This is a genomic window from Acidisoma sp. PAMC 29798, assembly GCF_030252425.1.
Classification (GTDB): domain Bacteria; phylum Pseudomonadota; class Alphaproteobacteria; order Acetobacterales; family Acetobacteraceae; genus Acidisoma; species Acidisoma cladoniae.
Genome location: NZ_CP126994.1, coordinates 1637914 through 1655560, shown reverse-complemented (window position 1 = coordinate 1655560; position 17647 = coordinate 1637914). Strand labels below are relative to the sequence as shown.

The following is a 17647-nucleotide window of genomic DNA, read 5'->3' as shown; positions in this document are numbered from 1 at the left end:
TCTCACCTTGGGAAGGCCGCCGCCCCGCTGCCGGGCATGAAGGGATAGAACCACAACGGCAAATCCGGCCAGTCCAGGCAATTCCCGGAATCGAGCGCGGTCGGATAGAATGTGGTGGAGGGCGCAGATGCCACCAGATCGGTGCGGATATAGGTCACTTCCAGCGTTTCGGGCACCGGAAAGCCCGACACCGTCGCGATGCCGCCAAAATTGTTGGCATGCACATGGCAGAGGGTGAAGGCGGAGGACAAGGTCGCCAGCGCCTTCCAGGCCATGCTGCGGAAGCCGCGCTCCTCAAGCCGGGGCAGTTCATGCAATTCGATGACGATCTGCTCGAAGCGTCGCAGCAGACCCATCGGTGTCTCAGTCAGCACGTCCCACTCCGCGCCCTCGACGTCCATCTTCAGGATCGGCGCCTCCCCACCCGGCGGCAGCTTCGCCATATGGTCCGCCAGCGTGAACAGCCGCCGCGCAACATCGGACTCGCCCGAAACGCCTTCGGGATACCAGGTGAAGCGCTCATGCGTGGCCGGCAGCGCATCAATCGTGTGGTCGAACAGCAGCACCGTATGGCCGCGCGCCGCGAGGTCGAGGTCGAAACTGACCGTGGGGCCGACCCCGAAGCTCATGACCGCCTGCCCCGGCCGCAGCCGATCGACCAGCACATAGCCGCCGTCTCCCGGGCCGCCGATGCGGATCTTGCGCTCCTCCGGCAGATCTTGCGGCGTCAGCAGGGACAGCGCCTCGAACACGCCCCGCTGGCGGGCGACGCCGGCTTCCAGCGGTTCGGTGATGGGCCGGAAGGGTTTCATCCGCGTTGCTCCCGAATCAGCCGCTCGGCCTCGACCGGATCGCAGTCCAGCGCCTGCCGTGCGACGCCGCCGTTGAAGCCGGCACGGCCAAAGGCCGCCAGAATACGGTCCCGGCTCTCGTCTTCTGACGGCGCCTCACGCGCAAAAGGCCCAACGCGCCGGCGACGGGCGAAGGACAGGGCGGCCGCGAGTTCCGCCGCCTCATCCTCAGGCACCGCAGCCGAAGCGAGGTCGGCCGCCACGCCTTTGCCGCCGAGATGGGCGAGCACCGCGCGGCGGGATCGGCCGGACCGCCGCAGCCGCCGGGCGCGACTTTCGGCGAAAGCGGCGTCATCCACGGCCCCGAGTTCTGCGAGTGACAGCACAACCTCGCGGGCGATGTGCTTGAGCACCGCCGTCTGCGCGGCAATCGCCTCGCGGTCCGGCGCTTCGGCCGCCAGCAGCGGCTCCGCCCATCGCCGGATCCGACGGTCGAGGGCGCGTGTCAGCGCCGCCGCCGTACCGCCATACCGCGCCATATAGGCAAGTCCCGCCTCACGCAGAGCGGCTTCGTCGAGCCTTGATGCTTTTGCCTGTGTCATCTGTGTGTTGCTTGGTTCTGCTTTATTGACGTCACTGGCGGCGGATCCCATACATCTTTACTTTCCGCCTTCAGGAAAGTTGCCATGATTCCTGCCCTTATGCCCAACTACAACCGTGCTGACGTCGCGTTCGAGCGCGGCGAAGGCGCTTGGCTGTTCACGGCGGACGGGCGACGATTCCTCGATTTTGGCGCGGGCATCGCGACTTCCTCCCTCGGCCATGGCCATCCGGTTCTGACCAGCGCCATTGCGGAGCAAGCGGCACGCGTCATTCATGTGTCCAATCTCTATCGGGTCCCGCAAGCCGAGACTCTGGCGGCGCGCTTCGTTGAGAACAGCTTTGCCGACAGCGTCTTCTTCTGCAATTCGGGTGCGGAAGCGAATGAGGGCATGGTGAAGATGATCCGCAAGGCCCAGGCGGAAGCGGGCCACCCCGAGCGTTGGCGTATCATCTGTTTCGACGGCGCCTTCCATGGCCGCACACTGGCGATGATCTCCGCCACCGGCAACGCCAACTATCTGAAGGGCTATGGCCCGCCGGTGGATGGTTTTGACCATGTGCCGTTCAACAACCTGAACGCCTTGCGCGATGCTATCGGGCCTGAGACGGCGGGCATCATCGTCGAGCCGATCCAGGGCGAAGGCGGCATCCGCTCGGCCAATGAAGGCTTCCTGCAAGGGTTGCGCGCCGCCTGTGACGAGTTCGGCCTGCTGCTCGGCCTTGACGAAGTCCAGACCGGCATGGGCCGCACCGGCAAGCTGTTCGCCCATCAATGGACGACGATGACACCGGACGTGATGTCGCTCGCCAAGGGTATCGGCGGCGGCTTCCCCATGGGCGCGGTGCTGACGACCGAAGCGGTGGCGAAGAACATGCGCCCCGGCACGCATGGCACCACCTTCGGCGGCAGTCCCCTCGCCTGCACGGCGGGCAATGCGGTGCTGGACGTGATGCTGCAGCCCGATTTCCTGCCGGATGTCGAGCGGCGGGCGGCCATGCTGCGCACCCAGTTGGAAGCGCTGGCGCGCGACTTCCCCTCCGTCATTCAGGATGTGCGCGGGCACGGCTTTCTGCTCGGTCTGAAGCTGAGCGTGCCGAATACCGACATGCAGGCCGCCTGCCTCGGCGCCGGCCTGTTGACAGTCGCGGCCGGTGACAATGTGCTGCGTCTGGCGCCACCCCTGATCGTGTCGGTGTCCGACTGCGAGGCGGCCGTTGGTATGCTGCGCCGCGCGGCCGCACATTTCGCCGAGTCCAAGGTCGCCGCCCAGTGACACTGGCGGCCCCGAGGCATTTCCTCGACCTCAAGGATATCGACGCGGGGACGCTGCGCCACATCCTGGAGACCGCCGCCACCTGCAAAGGTCGGCGGCGGGACCATGCCCGGCCGCTGACCGGCAAGTCCGTGGCGCTGATCTTCGAGAAGCCGAGCACCCGCACGCGCGTGAGCTTCGAGGTCGCGATCCGCGAACTCGGTGGTGATCCGGTGATCTTGCTGGGGCATGACATGCAACTCGGGCGCGGCGAGACGGTGGCCGATACGGCGCGCGTGCTGTCCCGCTATGTCGATGGCATCATGATGCGCACCGACCGCTCAGCCAAGCTGCACGAGCTCGCGCAGTATGCGACCGTTCCGGTCATTAACGGCCTCACCGAAGCGTCTCATCCCTGCCAGATCATGGCCGATATCCTGACCTTCGAAGAACTGCGCGGCCCGATCGAGGATCAGGTCATCGCCTGGTGCGGTGATGGCAATAACGTCGCGCGCAGCTGGATCGAGGCTTCGGCCCGGTTCGGCTTCGTCCTGCGTCTGGCCACGCCGCCGGAACTCGCGCCCTCGGCCGAGTTGCTGGCCTGGGCGCGATCACAGGGGGCGCGCGTGGAAGTGGGCAGTGACCCAGAAGCGGCGGTGGCGGATGCGCGATGCGTCATCACCGATACCTGGGTCAGCATGGCGGATACCGAGGGCGAGAACCGCCACAATCTGCTGGCACCGTTTCGGGTGACCGAGCGGCTGATGGCCCAGGCGGCACCGGACGCGATCTTCATGCATTGCCTGCCCGCCCATCGCGGCGAGGAAGTGACGGCCGGCGTGATCGACGGGCCGCAATCCGTGGTGTTCGAGGAAGCGGAGAACAGGCTGCACGCCCAAAAAGGTATTCTCGCCTGGGCGCTCGGCGCCTCCGACTGATGGCGACACCCCCTCTGAAGACCGCCGTCGTCACAGGGGCCACAAGCGGCATCGGGCGCTGGATTGCCATGGGCCTTGCGGCCGCCGGCCACCGCGTCATCATGGTCGGCCGCAACCGCGAGCGCGGAGAGGCAACCCAGGCCTGGATCGCCGCGCGAGTGCCGGGAGCGCAAACCCAGCTTCACATCACGGATCTGTCATCGCTCGCTGAGACGCGTGCGCTTGGTGCGGCGATCCTCCGCGACATGCCCACATTGGACCTGTTGGTGAACAACGCCGGCGCGCTCTGTCCACGCCGGGTGGTGACGGCAGAGGGGCATGAGACGACGGTGGCGACGAACCTGCTATCGCCGATCTTGTTGACGCAGACACTGCTGCCGGCGCTTCAGGCCGCGCCGCGTGCGCGCGTGGTCATGATCGGCTCCTCAAGCTCCGACCGGGCAGAGATCGACCCTGAGAATCTGGAACTCACTCATGGCTGGAGCATGGTGCGCGCCTATGCACAGTCGAAGCTCGCGCTCATGATAGAAAGTTTTGCGCTTGCGGAACGACTGCGGCACACCACTGTAACGGTGAACGTTGTGCATCCCGGTCTGGTCGCGACCAGAATCGTCCGCCACGGCGGCGTCGCCGGTCTCGCATGGCGGCTCATGGCTCCGTTCTCCCTGTCGGAGGAGCGCGGTGCGGCGCCGCCGCTCTTTGCGTGTCTGTCACCCGAACTCGATGGTAGGACTGGTATTTATATTAAGCGGCGCGGTCAGGCGCGACCCAATCACCGGGCGCTCGACCCTGAATTGGTCGCCAGAGTTGACAAGGAAACTGCATTGCTTCTGAGCAGGTCTATTTGAATAGACGGGCATCCCGCCACAGTCTGAGCGCAGAAGATGCGCCTGCCGCATCCTCGTGCTCAAATGTCACATTCAAAAGATCCACTGGAATTATAGAGTTGCCAGTGGTCCTTTGATTCCGGCATTTGCTACAGTGGTTACCGCAAGCGGATGCAAATGTCGGAAACGGACCACTAGGCCCCTCCCCTTATGATCTTGCAGAAACTCCGTGTAACCGGCCGGCCCGCAACCATACTGGGCACGATTCTGATTGGCGCGTTGCTCGCGTCGGCAGCCCTGTCCGCAAACTTTCTCAGCCGCAGATCCGCCGAGCAACTCCGCTGGGTGCAGCAAAGCTACAACGTCGTTGAACGTCTGATGAAAACTCAACTCGTTCTTTACCAGGTCGTTTTGGGGCGGAACGCCCTTTTGCTCGGTCTGTCCTTGTCACCCGACGCGCGTCAAGATTTCAGCCGAGACGCGACGGCGCTTGAAGGTGACGTGGCCTTGCTCGCGACAATGACGTCCGACAATCCCGAGCAGCATGCGCGTGCAACAGCGATCAAAGCGGACGTGGATTCGCTGACCTCAGGCTTGCGGTCATCGCTCGGCCAAGCGTCGTATTCCGACGCATCGACAGTTGTGATCGTCAAAGCGGCATCGGCGCGGCGCATCGTTCTCCTCCGCGCCATGACCTCGATGATCGAGAACGAGCGTCGGTTGCTCGATAAACGAACCGACGCGTATACGGCGCTCTCGCGCGCTATCAACACGTTTCTGCTGATTGCGCTGTTGGTTGCGGGCATTCTGGCGATTTTCGCATTGTGGATCTTCCAGCGAAGCCTGGAGCAGGGTCGGGAAAAGATCCAAGACCTGCAGACAAGCCGCGGCGCACTCGCGGCATCTCATGCCGAGATCAACACTGTGCGGCGGCGCCTGCAGTCGATCCTCGATCATGCGACAGATGCCATCCTTCTCATCGGTCCAGATGGCGCGGTCCGCTTGGCGAACCGTGCGTCATCTTTGCTGTTCGGGCTGCCGAATACCGCGCTTGTGGGCCACCCGGCGGCCGCACGGATCGCGGGTCTGGCCGGCGGCGCGACCGAAGTCTTCGGCATCCGTGGCGATGGCACCCGCTTCCCCGGCGATATCTCGGTGGGCGATGGCGCCGGCGAATTGGCGGATGAAACGGTCTGCATCCTGCGCGACGCGACCGAGCGGCATCGGCTGTCGCAGCTCAAGAACGAGTTCGTCTCCACGGTCAGCCACGAATTGCGGACGCCCCTCACCTCGATTCGCGGGTCGCTTGGCCTGCTCATCTCCGGCGCGGCCGGGGAATTGTCCCCCAAGGTGCGCCAGTTCGTGGAAATCGCGCATAACAACAGCGCCCGGCTCGTCCATCTCGTAAACGACATCCTCGACATCGAGAAAATCGAATCCGGGCGAATGGATTTCCAATACGACATGCTTCCGGCCCATGCGATCGTGCAGCAGGCGGTCGAGGCGAACCGTGCCTATGCGGCGCCTTTCGGCGTCACCTTCCAAACGACAATCGACCTACCGCCTCTGACGGAAGTGCGTGCCGATGCCGCGCGCGTGCAACAGATCATGGCCAATCTGCTCTCTAACGCCGCCAAATTCTCCCCGATCGGCGGCGTCGTCGATATCACCATGACGGCGCAGCCGGACCATATCCGCATCAGCGTGCGCGACCATGGAGCCGGCATCCCCGACGAGTTCCGCGCTCGCATTTTCCAGCGATTCGCCCAGGCGGATTCAAGCGACCGTCGCCAGAAAGGCGGCACCGGTCTCGGCCTGAGCATCAGCAAGGCCATCGTCGAGCAGCATGGCGGCACCATCGGCTTCGATGTGCCAGAGGATGGCGGCACCCGCTTCTGGTTCACCCTTCCCTGTCGTCATACGCCTGCCATCGGGGCCGAAGCGCCGCTCGTGGACGACGAGGCCGCGCCTGTGGACAGGCGGCGGATCCTGATCGTCGAGGACGATTACGATGTCGCGCGTCTTCTCGGCTTCATGTTGGAGATGCAGGGTTGGCAGGTTCAAACTGCCCATACGGCTCGCGAAGCCGAGGCGCTGCTCGCGACGACCCGTTTCGATGTCATGACCTTGGATGTTCTCTTGCCCGATGAGGACGGCCTGGCCCTGTTCCGTCGTATCCGGGCGAAACCCGCCACGCATGACCTTCCGGTCGTCATCGTCTCAGCCGTCACGGACACCGCGCGACGCGACTTGAACGGCGACGCCTTCTCCGTGGTCGACTGGATCGACAAGCCGATCGACCAGGACCGGCTCCGCCATGCGATCCGCCGGGCATTGGCACAGGGCACCGGCGCCAACCCGGCCATGAACGCCGTGCTTCACGTTGAGGACGATCCGGATATCTTCAAGATCGTCGCAGCCGTCATCGGCAACGAGGCCGAGGTCGTGCAGGCACCCAGCCTGTCGGAAGGCCGCCGCGCTTTGGCGGAACGGACCTTCTCCCTCGTCATCCTCGATGTCTCCCTGCCGGACGGCTCGGGCCTCGATCTGATCGATGCGATCCGCCGCCTGTCCGATCCGCCGCCGATCCTGATCTTTTCCGCGAGCGATTCCGATTCCGCCATCGCCGCGCGGGTGTCAGCGGCGCTGGTGAAGAGCCGGACGGACAATGTCGCCCTGCGGGACATCATCGCGGGCCTCATCCGGCACCGCTCTCCTGAGATAGAGGCGCGTTAGGCGATGGCAAACGTGACGCTCAGCCGCATTCTCTATGTCGAAGACGACGCCGACATCCGCTCGGTCGCGACCTTCGCGCTGGAGACCCTCGGCGGCTTTACCGTTGCGGGTTTCGAGTCGGGCGCGCAGGCGATTGCGGCAGCGGCCGATTTCGAGCCGCAGATGCTGCTCTTGGACGTGATGATGCCGGGCATGGATGGACCGACCACCCTGATCGGCCTGCATGCCATCCCGGCACTCAAGAATGCTCCAGCGATCTTCATGACCGCCAAGGTTCAACCGCAAGAGGTCGCCCGCTACATGGCGATGGGTGCTCTGGACGTGATCGCAAAGCCGTTCGACCCAATGGCGCTGTCAGACTTGGTGCGCGGCATCTGGGAGCGGCAGCGGGGATGAGCCATTCCTTGCCCTCCGGCCCATCCGATTCCTTCAGCCGGTTGCGGGCCGCTGGCGCGCAAAGCCTGGGCATCCGCATCGAATCGACTGTATCGACATGGAGCCGGCTTCAGGCGGCGCTGGCGGCGTCTGATGGCGCCATCCCGCCGAGTGAAGCGGCTCGCGTGGCGGGGACGTTGACCAGCGACCTCCGCGCCCTCGCCCAGGATATTCATCGCGTGGTGGGGTCCGGGGGTACCTTCGGCTACCCCGCCGTTTCGGCAGCCGCAGCGCCACTGGAATTGCTGTTCGCCGGCATGGCCGAGGCCGGGGCCGTCACGCCCAATCAGATCGAACTTGCGTCGCTTTTGATCGACCAACTCCGCACGGCCTGGCTTCAGGGCCCGATGGAGGGTGTGACGGCGCGCCCGCGCTACTCCGACATCATCGAGCCCGCGCGGAGCACCGATCTGGCGATCGGCATTGTGGTCGATGATACCTCCAGCGGCGAAATCCTGGCGATCGTCGGCCTGCTGGGTTACGCCGTGATGCGGCTGGCGCCCAGCGAGGCTGTGCCGGAAGCCGGCCTCGCCTGCGCGATCATCGATGACACCGCAGATCCCTCGCTTGAATTTTGCCAAAGAATCGCAGCGCTTTGTCCCGTGCTGCTGATCACGCAGGAGGTCTCATTCGAGCGTCGTCTCGCGGCGTCGCGGGCCGGCGCCACCGCCGTTCTCGGCCGCCCTCTCGATTCCGACGAACTCGCCGACTGGCTGGACGAACTGGCCGGCCGGATGTTCGAGACGCCGTTTTCGATCCTGGTCGTGGATGACGACGTGATGCTCGGCGAGGCCTATGCCCAGGCGCTTCAGCGCAGCGGCATGCAGGTGACGGTGGTGTCGCAGTCCGATCTCGCCTTCTCGGCCCTGTCCGCCGGTCAGCACGACCTCGTTCTGATGGATTTGCAGATGCCGGGGATCGATGGAATCGATCTCGCCCGCGTCATCCGCCAGACCCGACGGCATTTGTTCTTGCCGATCGTTTTCCTGTCGGCGGAGCAGGATCGTGCGCGCCAATTGGTGGCGCGGACCCTCAGCGGCGACGATTTCATCGCCAAGCCCGTCGATCTCGATAAGCTGGTGCAGATGGTGCGGCTGCGGGCCGAGCGGGCCCGCGCCTTGCGCAAGGTGATGGAGCGAGACAGCCTGACCGGTCTGCTCAATCACAGCCGGTTCAAGGATCGGCTGGTGCGGGAACTCGATCGCAGTCGCCGCTCCAAGAGCGAACTCAGCCTCGTGCTTCTCGATCTCGATCATTTCAAGAAGGTCAACGACACCTTCGGCCATCTTGTCGGCGACCGGGTCATCCGCGCCCTCGCGCGCACGCTGATCACCTGTCTGCGGAAAAGCGACGTCATCGGGCGCTATGGTGGGGAGGAGTTCGCGGCCCTTCTGCTCGACACCTCACCGAGCGACGCCAAAGATGTCGTCGAAAAGATCCGGCAGCGGTTCCGCGCCCTGCCCTTCGAATCGGATCGGCGGCCCTTCACGGTGACGCTTAGTGCAGGCGTGGCCGGTAGCAACGGCCGGGAAGCCGCCGAAACCCTTATCAACGCCGCCGACCGCGCGCTCTATACCGCCAAGCGCGAAGGGCGCGACCGCGTCACGATCGAACTGCAATCGCGGGCCTGGTTCACGGCCGATTGACGGCCCGCCGCGCCAGCCTGTTGAACAGGCGACGCAACGCCATCTGTGAACTCCAGCGCCGCGCACGGCGACCGAAAGCGCCATGCACGGTCGAAGCGTCGCCGGAGGGGGCGAAGACCGTGGGGCATGGCACCGGGCCCGCGCTGCCATCGCGCACCAGATGCCCGTCGATTCCCAGACGCTCGATGACCTTGCCGGTCCAGACCGGGGCCAGGCGGCTCAGCAACGCGAAACAGGCGACTGTGCCGCTAATCGTCATTTCCGCGCGTCCGGTCGTCGCGGCCATCAGCAGCCCACGTGCGACGACCGCCGGCTGATAGACCGGGGGCACCGGGCGGGCAGGCCAGCCCATATGGCTGATGGCATGATGAAAGAACGGCGTGTTCACCGCCGGCGGGAACACCGTGCTGACGCGAATGCGGCTGTGCTCGAAAGCCAGTTCGACGCGCAAGGCCTGGCCGAAGGCCCGCACCGCTGCCTTGGCGCCGGAATAGGACGTCATCAGCGGCAGGCCGTGAAACACGACGCCCGAACAGACATTGACGATGGTGCCGCGATTGCGGGGCCGCATGCGGGCCAGGGCGACGCGCGCGCCATTGACGGTGCCGAGATAGGTCACCTCGGTCACCTGGCGGAACTCCGCTTCCGAGACATCGGCGAAGCGGCCATAGACGCCGTTACCGGCGGCATTGATCCAGACATCGACGGGGCCGAGCGCCGCCTCGATTGCGTCCGTCGCGGCCGATAGCGCCTCGCTGTCTGTGACATCGGCGACAGCGATGGCCGCGAGCCCGCCGGCGGCGCGCACATCCTCGGCCGCTGCCGCCAATCCCGCCGCCCCGCGGGCGATCAAGCCGACGCGCCAGCCGGCGGCGGCGAAGACACCGGCCGCACAGCGGCCGATGCCGGACGAGCCGCCTGTGATGATGACGAGCTGCGCCATGCTACTGCATCAGCCTACTTCATCGAGCACCGCACCAGGGGGCTCGGAAAGCCGGTGCAGTCTGGGAAGGAAATCTCGTCCGGTCCGGTCTTCACCACCCGAAGCGTATCGGGTTGCGGGCAACCGAAGCCCAAATCGTCCGAGATACCGGCGATTGCGTCCGGCTTCGCATCCGTGGGCGCCAGGGTGAAGATGGTGCCGTCCGGCGTGCCGCGCACCGCCGCGATGGCATTCTGGATGGGTTCGGGATGCATGAGCGTGCTGTGCAACACCGAATCCTGCGAGACCTGGAAGGTGACATGCGCGCGGCATTCGTCCGGCGACATATTCGGCGGCGCGGGAAAGATCCCACCGGCCCAGACACCATAGAGCCAGGCATGGGGCGGGCCGGCAGACGCGGCATCGGCCTTCAATGCCAGACCGGAAACGGCCACAAGGACGGCCGTCGCGAGCAAGGTGGTGCCTAGCCGAACGGCGGTCGGCCGGGTCGCGTGCGGATGGTGCATGATCTTCCTCGTGACGTTCGTCATAACGCTCTAAGAGTGAAAAGCTTATGAGCATTCCGCTGGGGCGCGGACGCGGCTCCTCTGTTGAAGGGCGGGCGTCGCCATGGCAAGTGCTCCGCTTTGGGCGAGACCGTATCAGCCATGTTGAGACGCGTGTACGACCGTATCCTGGCGTTGGCCGCCCATCGCCATGCAGCCTGGTATCTCGCGGGCATCGCCTTCGCGGAAGCCAGCGTCTTTCCAGTCGCGCCTGATGCCATGCTTGCAGCGATGGGCCTAGCGCGGCGCGAGCGCATTTGGTTCTACGCCCTCATCTGCACCATCGGCAGTGTCGCGGGCGGCGCCCTCGGCTACCTCATCGGCTATGCGGTCTTCGACCGGCTGGCGCTGCCGGTGATCCATTTCTACCACATGGATCATGCCTTCCAGACCTTTCGCGACAGATTCGCGCAGTACGGCGTCGCTCTTATCCTGCTCAAGGGCCTGACGCCGATCCCGTACAAGATCGTCACCATCGCGGCAGGCGCAGCGAAGTTCAGCGTCTGGCAGTTCATGGCGGCGAGCCTCGTCACGCGGGGTGGGCGCTTCTTCCTGGTGGCTTTGGTGATCCGCCACTTTGGAACCAGGGCCCGCGACTTTATCGAAACGCGCCTGCTCCTGGTGACCAGCCTGATCGCCGTCGGCGCGGTCGGTGGCTTCGTCGCCCTGGCGTTCCTGTAACCGACATGGGGTCCTTCACCGCTGCCGCCCCCGCTTTGGCCGCCGCCATGCTGTTCGGTGCGAGCACGCCCTTCGCCAAACGGCTGCTGGGTGACGTGGACCCTTGGCTGCTGGCAGGTTTGCTCTACCTCGGCTCGGGCGTCGGCTTGGCAGTTCTGAGCCTCGCACGGCGTGGCCTGACGCATGGGCCGGCCGCCGAGGCGCCCCTCAGCCGGGCGGACCTGCCATGGCTTGGCGCAGTGGTGCTGCTGGGCGGGGCGCTCGGGCCGCTGCTGCTGATGCTGGGCCTGCGGCAGACGCCGGCCGCGACCGCATCCCTGCTGCTGAACGCCGAGGCTATCGCGACGATGCTGATTGCCTGGCTGGTCTTTCATGAAAATGCCGACCGCCGCATCGTGCTCGGGGCCGGCGCCACCATCGCAGGCGCTGCCTTGCTGTCCTGGCACAGCGGTACGCTGGGCGGCAGCTGGGGCACGCTTCTCATCCTCGGTGCCTGTCTGGCCTGGGGCATCGACAACAATCTCAGCCGACGGCTGAGTGCGGCGGACCCCGTGCTCATAGCCATGATCAAAGGGCTCGTCGCCGGCACTGCCAATCTTGGTCTCGCGCTGATCCATGGGGCGAGCTGGCCCGGTCTCAGGCCCGTCATCGAAGCCGGGGCGCTCGGCTTCCTCGGCTATGGCGCCAGCTTGGTGATGTTCATGCGCGCGTTGCGGGGCCTCGGCGCCGCCCGCACCGGGGCCTATTTCTCGCTGGCGCCCTTTATCGGCGCCATCATCGCCGTCAGCCTATTCGGCGAGCCAATAACGACGCGCCTCATCCTCGCGGCGGCCCTGATGGCCCTCGGCCTCTATCTGCACTTGGCGGAGCGCCATGAGCATGAGCATGCACATGAGACTATGCAGCATGACCACGCTCATGGTCATGATGCCCATCACGACCATGAGCACGCACCTGATGTTCCGGCGGGGGAGCCGCACAGCCACCCCCATACGCATCGGCCGATGATCCACCGGCACCCGCACTACCCCGATCTGCATCATCGACACCGCCATCACGACCACGCCTGACCCGTCCCATCAGCACGAAAGAGACCCTGACCTTGGCCATCGGCTTGCTGAAACGCCTGACGCGGAGGAAAGCCGAACGCCGCACCGTGGCGCGGCCTGCACCATCCCTTGTCGCGTCAACGCCGCCGCCCTCACGCGCCGCCTTGCTCGTGTTGGCGCATCCCGCGCTCCATCGGTCGCGCGTGAACGCGGCGTTGATCGCCGCCGTCCACGACCACGATCAGGTGACGCTGCATGATCTTTACCAGGACTACCCCGACTTCCTGATTGATGTTGCCGGCGATCAGAAGCGCCTGGTGGCGCATCGCCTGATCGTGCTGCAATTCCCGATGTATTGGTATTCCACGCCCGCGCTGCTGAAGGAGTGGCTGGACATGGTCCTGCTCCATGGCTTCGCGCATGGTCGCGGCGGCACCAAGTTGCAGGGCAAGACGCTGCTCTGTGTGATCACCGCAGGCGGCAGCACGACGGACTATCACCCCGAAGGCATGAACCGCTTTTCGATGGAGGAGTTGCTGCGTCCCCTGGAAGCGACGGCGCATCTGTGCGGCCTGGTCTGGACGCCGCCCTTTATCGTGCATGACTCGATTCAACTCGACGAACGCGGTCGTCGCGCAGCGGCCGAAGCGTATCGCGCCCGGTTGGAGGCGCTGATCGAGGCCACCGCGCAGCCCGAGCAGCCCGCGCCCGTGCATCATCCAGCGCCGACCTTGGTCAGGGGCTGAGGGCATGGATACCGACAAGGTCCTGATCCAAGCATTGGTCTATCTCGCCGCCAGCGTCATTGCCGTGCCGATCGCCAAGCGCGCCGGGCTCGGCTCGGTGCTCGGCTATCTCATCGCCGGCGCCATCATCGGCCCCTTCGCCCTTCATCTGGTGGGCAATCAGGCCGACGTCATGGGGTTCGCCGAGTTCGGCGTCGTCATCCTGCTGTTCCTGATCGGACTGGAGGTGCGGCCGGCGCTGCTGTGGTCCATGCGCGCGGCGATCTTCGGCCTCGGCGCGGCGCAGCTCATCGGCATCGGGCTATGCCTGGCGCTGGCGGCCATTCTGCTCGGCCTGCCCTGGCAGCAGGCGCTGGCCTGCGGCGCCATCCTGGCGATGTCCTCCACCGCCATCGTGCTCTCGACCTTGGAGGAAAAGGGGCTGCGCCGTGGCCCGGTCGGCAACGCCGCCTTCGGCGTTCTGCTGTTCCAAGATCTGGCCGTCATTCCCTTGCTGGTCCTGCTGCCGTTGCTCGCTGTCATGAAGGTCACAATCCCTGGCCAGGCGAACGGCCTGCATGGCTGGGCGCATGCGCTGGCCGTGCTCGCCGCCGTCGCCGCCATCATCGCCGGTGGCCGCTACCTCACCGCGCCGGTGTTCCGTTTCATCGCCGCCGCCCGCCTGCGGGAGATTTTCACCGCCACCGCCCTGCTGCTGGTGATCGGCGTCACCGCCCTGATGCAGCTCGTGGGCGTCTCCCCGGCTTTGGGCGCCTTCCTGGCCGGCGTCATGCTCGCCGAAAACGAGTTCCGCCGCGAACTGGAATCGGACATCGAGCCGTTTCGCGGCATCCTGCTCGGCCTGTTCTTCATTACGGTGGGCGCAAGTCTCGATTTCGGCCTCGTCGCGCGTCATCCCTTCCTGATCCTAGGTGTCACGGTCGGTTTGATGGCCATCAAAGGTGCTGCGATGACGGCGCTCGGCCGGCTGTTCCACCTCACGCTGTCGGACGCCCGCATGGTCGGCGTTGCCCTCTGCCAGGGCGGCGAATTCGCCTTCGTGCTGGTGGGCTTCGTCATCACCGCCCATGTCTTGCCGGCCGAGTTGGGCCGGATGCTCAACGCCATCGTCGCCGTGTCCATGGTGCTGACGCCGCTCGTCTTCCTGCTGCATGAGCGGCTGATGACGGCGCCCGGGGGCATGGACGGGCCGACGCCAGAGAATGACGCCTTCGACGCCATGCCCGATGTGCTGGTCGCGGGCTATGGGCGATTCGGCCAGATCGCCGGCCGGTTGATCGATGCCAACGGGTTTCGTACCTCGGTTCTCGACGTCAGCACCAACCAGATCAGCCTGCTGCGCAAATTCGGCCGCCGCGTGCAATACGGCGATGCCTCACGGCTCGACCTGCTTCAGGCGGCGGGTGCGGGCCAGGCGAAGCTGCTCATTGTGGCGATCGACGACCGGGAGAAGGCGCTCGAACTGGTGGAGACGGCGCGGCAGGCTTTCCCCAACCTCATCATCCTCGCCCGCGCCTGGGACCGGCGGCACGCCTATGACTTGCTGGAACATGGCGCGCATGAGGTCGAGCGCGAGACGTTCGAAGCGAGTCTGTCGATCGGGCGCATGGCGCTGGAGCATCTGGGCATGCGCGCCAATCAGGCGCATCGGGCGGCGGCGCTGTTCCGCCGCCATGACCACAAGCTGTTCACCAAGCTTCGGCCGCTATGGGGTGACGAGGAAGGGTTCGTGCTCGCCTCCCGCCAGAGTTTCGCGACGTTCGAGAAGCTGATGGCGGCGGAGATCGGTGGCGGCCGGATTTCTGAGACCGACGGCGGTTGGGACACGGCCTCCGCCCGCCGAGAAAAGGCAGTCGACGACGCGGCGGATTAGCGCACCGGCGAAACCACGTTTCGTCGTTTCGTAGGGCGGATGAGCGGAGCGTTGTCCGCCAAACCTAAGCCGCGTGGCCGGTCAATTGCCGCGCGAGGGCCACGAGCTTCGCCGGCGAATAGGGCTTGGGAATGATGTGCTCGGCCCCGCCCATCGCGCGTAGGCGATCCAGCGATTCGGGGTGGCCCGTGGTGAAGATGATCGGCACGCTCACGCAATCGCGGCGCAGGCGCGCGGCGACGGCCATGCCGTCGGCTTCGCCCGGCATATTGATGTCGGTCACGAGAAGGGTCAGGCGGGTCGGCGGATCAGCGAGGATCGCGAGGGCCTCGTCACCATCCTGCGCCTCGATCACGCGAAAGCCTGCATCGAGGAATTCATCCGCCATGATCGAGCGGATGAGAGGCTCGTCCTCGACCAGCAAAATGCACATGATCGAGGCCTAGCTCTAATTAGGATTGCGGCTCGTCGCTCGGAACAGCGACCGGCGCTGGCTCGGGCTGCGGCTCCGTAATGCCGGCGGCTTCGGCGGTACGGCGACGCTCGCGCGCATCGGCCTGCTCGCGGGCCTTGTCTTCTTTCTTCAGCCGCTTCGCACGATCGCGCTCGGCACGCTGCTGATTGTAGTTCGGTTTCATCGCCAAGGTGTTATTCCCCCTTCTAAAGGCATCCCGCGCTGCGCGCCTCGCTCCAGGGGTTGGGCGGCAACTGGGTCAGGCAACCGGAGACCCCGAAGCCCGCTCTGCGGACCCCGGGGCTTCAGATCGATCTCAGACTTTAAGATTGACTGCGGCCATCTTGCCCTTCTGGCCACGCTCGAGATCGAACGTCACCTTCTGGCCTTCGTTCAGGCCACCGAGGCCTGCGCGCTCGACTGCTGAAATGTGAACGAACACATCCGCAGTGCCGTCTTCCGGCTGAATGAAACCGTAGCCTTTGGTGGCATTGAACCACTTAACCGTGCCGACCGACATCGGGTCTCTCCTCGCACCCGGCAACCCGCAACATGCGGGCCAAACTACTTTTGCATTGGGGGGAGGCGCCGGAACGGAAAACCGATGCCGAAACACGTAAGCCCAGGATGAAAAGCGCCGAGGGGACCGTATGAACGTTTCTCCCAAGGATTGCTAGGCGAAATTAGGCGTTTTTGCCCTGCACACAGCCGACTTCCGAAATTCGATGGCCTCATGAGCAAATGCGATTTGCATGTCAGGCACCCGATGCGGTCATCTCCAATCCCAGAACCGTGAAGACCCTCGCCACCCTGCTTCAAGCCGAGACCTGGAGACCGCCCGCATGCCGGATTACGCCCAGCCCGAGCCCCGACGCGAGGCTGGATCCTATGCCCGCATTCGGGCCGCGCTCGACGCGCGTCTGCCGGGCCACTCCCTGCCCCAGTCGCTCTATCAGGATGAGGAAGCCTTCGCCTTCGATCAGGTCGCGATCTTCCGCCGCGCCTGGATCCTGATCGGCTTCGAGATCGAGTTTCCAGCGACCGGTAGTTACCAGTCCCTCAACGTCGGCGGCGCGCCGATCATCGTCATCCGTGACCGCACGGGCGTCCTGCGCGGCTTCCACAATACCTGCCGCCATCGCGGCGCCGAGCTGTGCCCCGAGGGGTCGGGAAAATCCGCCAGACTGGTCTGCCCCTATCATCAATGGACCTACGACCTGTCCGGTAAGCTGATCTTCGCCGGCCGGATGGGCGATGACTTCGACCCCGCCGCGCATTCCCTCCGCCCGGTTCATGTCGAGACGGTCGCCGGCACGGTCTATGTCTGCCTGGCCGACACGGCGCCCGACTTCGAACCCTACCGCGCTGCGGTGGGGCCGATGCTGGAGCCGCATGACCTGAAGAACGCCAAGATCGCGTTCCAGAATACGCTCATGGAAAAGGCGAACTGGAAGCTGGTGATGGAGAACGGGCGCGAATGCTATCACTGCGCCGGCCGCCACCCCGAACTCGCCGTCACCTTCCCGATCTATGCCAAGGGCAATTTCGAGACGGTGAGCGATCACGAGGCGAATTTCGAGCGCCGGATGACGGAATTGGGCCTGCCCGGCATTCCGCAGGAAGCCGCCTGGTGGCAGGCCGCTCGCTTTCCGCTGAATGAAGGTGCGGTCTCCATGACCATGGATGGCACGCGCGGCGTGTCCAAGCTGATGGTGCAAGCCGGTGAAGGCGACATCGGCAGCCTGCGTTGGGCGATCGAGCCGCATAGCTTCTGCCATTCGACCGGCGACTTCACCTTCATGTTCAGTTGCGTGCCGATCAGCGCGCATGAGACGATGGTGATCGGCAAGTGGCTGGTCCACAAGGATGCGGTCGAGGGTGTGGATTACGATCTGGAGCGGCTGATCGAGCTTTGGAACACCACCAATATGCAGGATCGCGACCTCTGTGAGCTGAACCAGCGCGGCGTGAACTCGCCGGGCTACCTGCCTGGCCCTTACTCGCAAGTCGCTGAATCCCTCGTTGCCCGCTTCACCAACTATTACTGCAACACGGCACGGGAATACCTCGATGAACGCGACGGCAAAGCCGCGGTCGCCGCCAGCGCCTTCGCTGCTTGATCTTCGC

General features: G+C 65.2%; 18 protein-coding genes. 11 read left to right on the top strand and 7 right to left on the bottom strand.

Annotated features, from left to right (window positions below; genetic code table 11):
- Positions 1-2: 2 nt before the first annotated feature.
- Together QP803_RS07920 and QP803_RS07915 are read right to left on the bottom strand one after the other, a co-directional pair.
- Complete coding sequence (locus QP803_RS07920; RefSeq protein ID WP_284947237.1) at positions 3-812, bottom strand: FkbM family methyltransferase; 810 nt, start codon at positions 810-812, stop codon at positions 3-5.
- Positions 809-1393: a RecX family transcriptional regulator gene (locus QP803_RS07915; RefSeq protein ID WP_284947236.1), complete on the bottom strand. Its 585-nt coding sequence runs from the start codon at positions 1391-1393 to the stop codon at positions 809-811. The genes QP803_RS07920 and QP803_RS07915 overlap by 4 nt, the downstream gene beginning before the upstream one ends.
- A gap of 84 nt (positions 1394-1477) precedes the next feature.
- Between QP803_RS07915 and QP803_RS07910 the strand changes: the two genes are divergently transcribed.
- From QP803_RS07910 to QP803_RS07885, 6 genes are all read left to right on the top strand, one after another.
- Complete coding sequence (locus QP803_RS07910) at positions 1478-2668, top strand: aspartate aminotransferase family protein (RefSeq protein ID WP_284947235.1); 1191 nt, start codon at positions 1478-1480, stop codon at positions 2666-2668.
- Positions 2665-3585 carry an ornithine carbamoyltransferase gene (argF, locus tag QP803_RS07905; protein ID WP_434082898.1) on the top strand — a complete coding sequence of 307 codons (921 nt, stop codon included), beginning with the start codon at positions 2665-2667 and terminating at the stop codon, positions 3583-3585. The genes QP803_RS07910 and argF overlap by 4 nt, the downstream gene beginning before the upstream one ends.
- The gene (locus QP803_RS07900; RefSeq protein ID WP_284947234.1) at positions 3585-4433 is read left to right on the top strand and encodes an SDR family NAD(P)-dependent oxidoreductase; all 849 of its coding nucleotides are present in this window, start codon (positions 3585-3587) and stop codon (positions 4431-4433) included. The genes argF and QP803_RS07900 overlap by 1 nt, the downstream gene beginning before the upstream one ends.
- Positions 4434-4790: 357 nt before the next feature.
- On the top strand, positions 4791-7148 hold the full coding sequence (locus QP803_RS07895; RefSeq protein WP_284947233.1) for an ATP-binding response regulator: 2358 nt from the start codon (positions 4791-4793) through the stop codon (positions 7146-7148).
- A 3-nt stretch (positions 7149-7151) separates the two neighbouring features.
- Positions 7152-7544, top strand: coding sequence for a response regulator (locus QP803_RS07890; protein WP_284947232.1), 393 nt, complete (start codon positions 7152-7154; stop codon positions 7542-7544).
- Positions 7541-9229 carry a diguanylate cyclase gene (locus tag QP803_RS07885; protein ID WP_284947231.1) on the top strand — a complete coding sequence of 563 codons (1689 nt, stop codon included), beginning with the start codon at positions 7541-7543 and terminating at the stop codon, positions 9227-9229. The genes QP803_RS07890 and QP803_RS07885 overlap by 4 nt, the downstream gene beginning before the upstream one ends.
- On the opposite strand, the gene QP803_RS07880 is transcribed toward QP803_RS07885, so the two are convergent.
- On the bottom strand, positions 9216-10172 hold the full coding sequence (locus tag QP803_RS07880) for an SDR family oxidoreductase (protein ID WP_284947230.1): 957 nt from the start codon (positions 10170-10172) through the stop codon (positions 9216-9218). The genes QP803_RS07885 and QP803_RS07880 overlap by 14 nt on opposite strands.
- A 14-nt stretch (positions 10173-10186) precedes the next feature.
- Positions 10187-10678, bottom strand: a complete 492-nt coding sequence (locus tag QP803_RS07875; RefSeq protein ID WP_284947229.1) for a hypothetical protein — start codon at positions 10676-10678, stop codon at positions 10187-10189.
- Between the two features lie 141 nt (positions 10679-10819).
- Here QP803_RS07875 and QP803_RS07870 point away from each other — a divergent pair, with 141 nt between their 5' ends.
- The 4 genes from QP803_RS07870 to QP803_RS07855 are packed head-to-tail and all read left to right on the top strand — an operon-like array spanning position 10820 to position 15066.
- Entirely contained in the window at positions 10820-11398 is a 579-nt protein-coding gene (locus tag QP803_RS07870) for a YqaA family protein (protein ID WP_284947228.1), read from the top strand.
- Positions 11399-11403: 5 nt separating this feature from the next.
- Positions 11404-12468, top strand: a complete 1065-nt coding sequence (locus tag QP803_RS07865) for a DMT family transporter (protein WP_284947227.1) — start codon at positions 11404-11406, stop codon at positions 12466-12468.
- Positions 12469-12500: 32 nt separating this feature from the next.
- The gene (locus tag QP803_RS07860; RefSeq protein WP_284947226.1) at positions 12501-13193 is read left to right on the top strand and encodes an NAD(P)H-dependent oxidoreductase; all 693 of its coding nucleotides are present in this window, start codon (positions 12501-12503) and stop codon (positions 13191-13193) included.
- 4 nt (positions 13194-13197) lie between these two features.
- Positions 13198-15066 (top strand): monovalent cation:proton antiporter-2 (CPA2) family protein, encoded by a 1869-nt coding sequence (locus QP803_RS07855; RefSeq protein WP_284947225.1) that lies wholly within the window; start codon positions 13198-13200, stop codon positions 15064-15066.
- Between the two features lie 64 nt (positions 15067-15130).
- Here the strand turns inward: QP803_RS07855 and QP803_RS07850 are convergent, their stop codons facing one another.
- From QP803_RS07850 to QP803_RS07840, 3 genes are all read right to left on the bottom strand, one after another.
- Positions 15131-15499: a response regulator transcription factor gene (locus QP803_RS07850; RefSeq protein WP_284947224.1), complete on the bottom strand. Its 369-nt coding sequence runs from the start codon at positions 15497-15499 to the stop codon at positions 15131-15133.
- Between the two features lie 19 nt (positions 15500-15518).
- Positions 15519-15710, bottom strand: a complete 192-nt coding sequence (locus tag QP803_RS07845; RefSeq protein ID WP_284947223.1) for a hypothetical protein — start codon at positions 15708-15710, stop codon at positions 15519-15521.
- 126 nt (positions 15711-15836) lie between these two features.
- On the bottom strand, positions 15837-16040 hold the full coding sequence (locus QP803_RS07840) for a cold-shock protein (protein WP_284947222.1): 204 nt from the start codon (positions 16038-16040) through the stop codon (positions 15837-15839).
- A gap of 322 nt (positions 16041-16362) precedes the next feature.
- Here QP803_RS07840 and QP803_RS07835 point away from each other — a divergent pair, with 322 nt between their 5' ends.
- Positions 16363-17640 (top strand): aromatic ring-hydroxylating oxygenase subunit alpha, encoded by a 1278-nt coding sequence (locus tag QP803_RS07835; protein ID WP_284947221.1) that lies wholly within the window; start codon positions 16363-16365, stop codon positions 17638-17640.
- Positions 17641-17647: the final 7 nt, after the last annotated feature.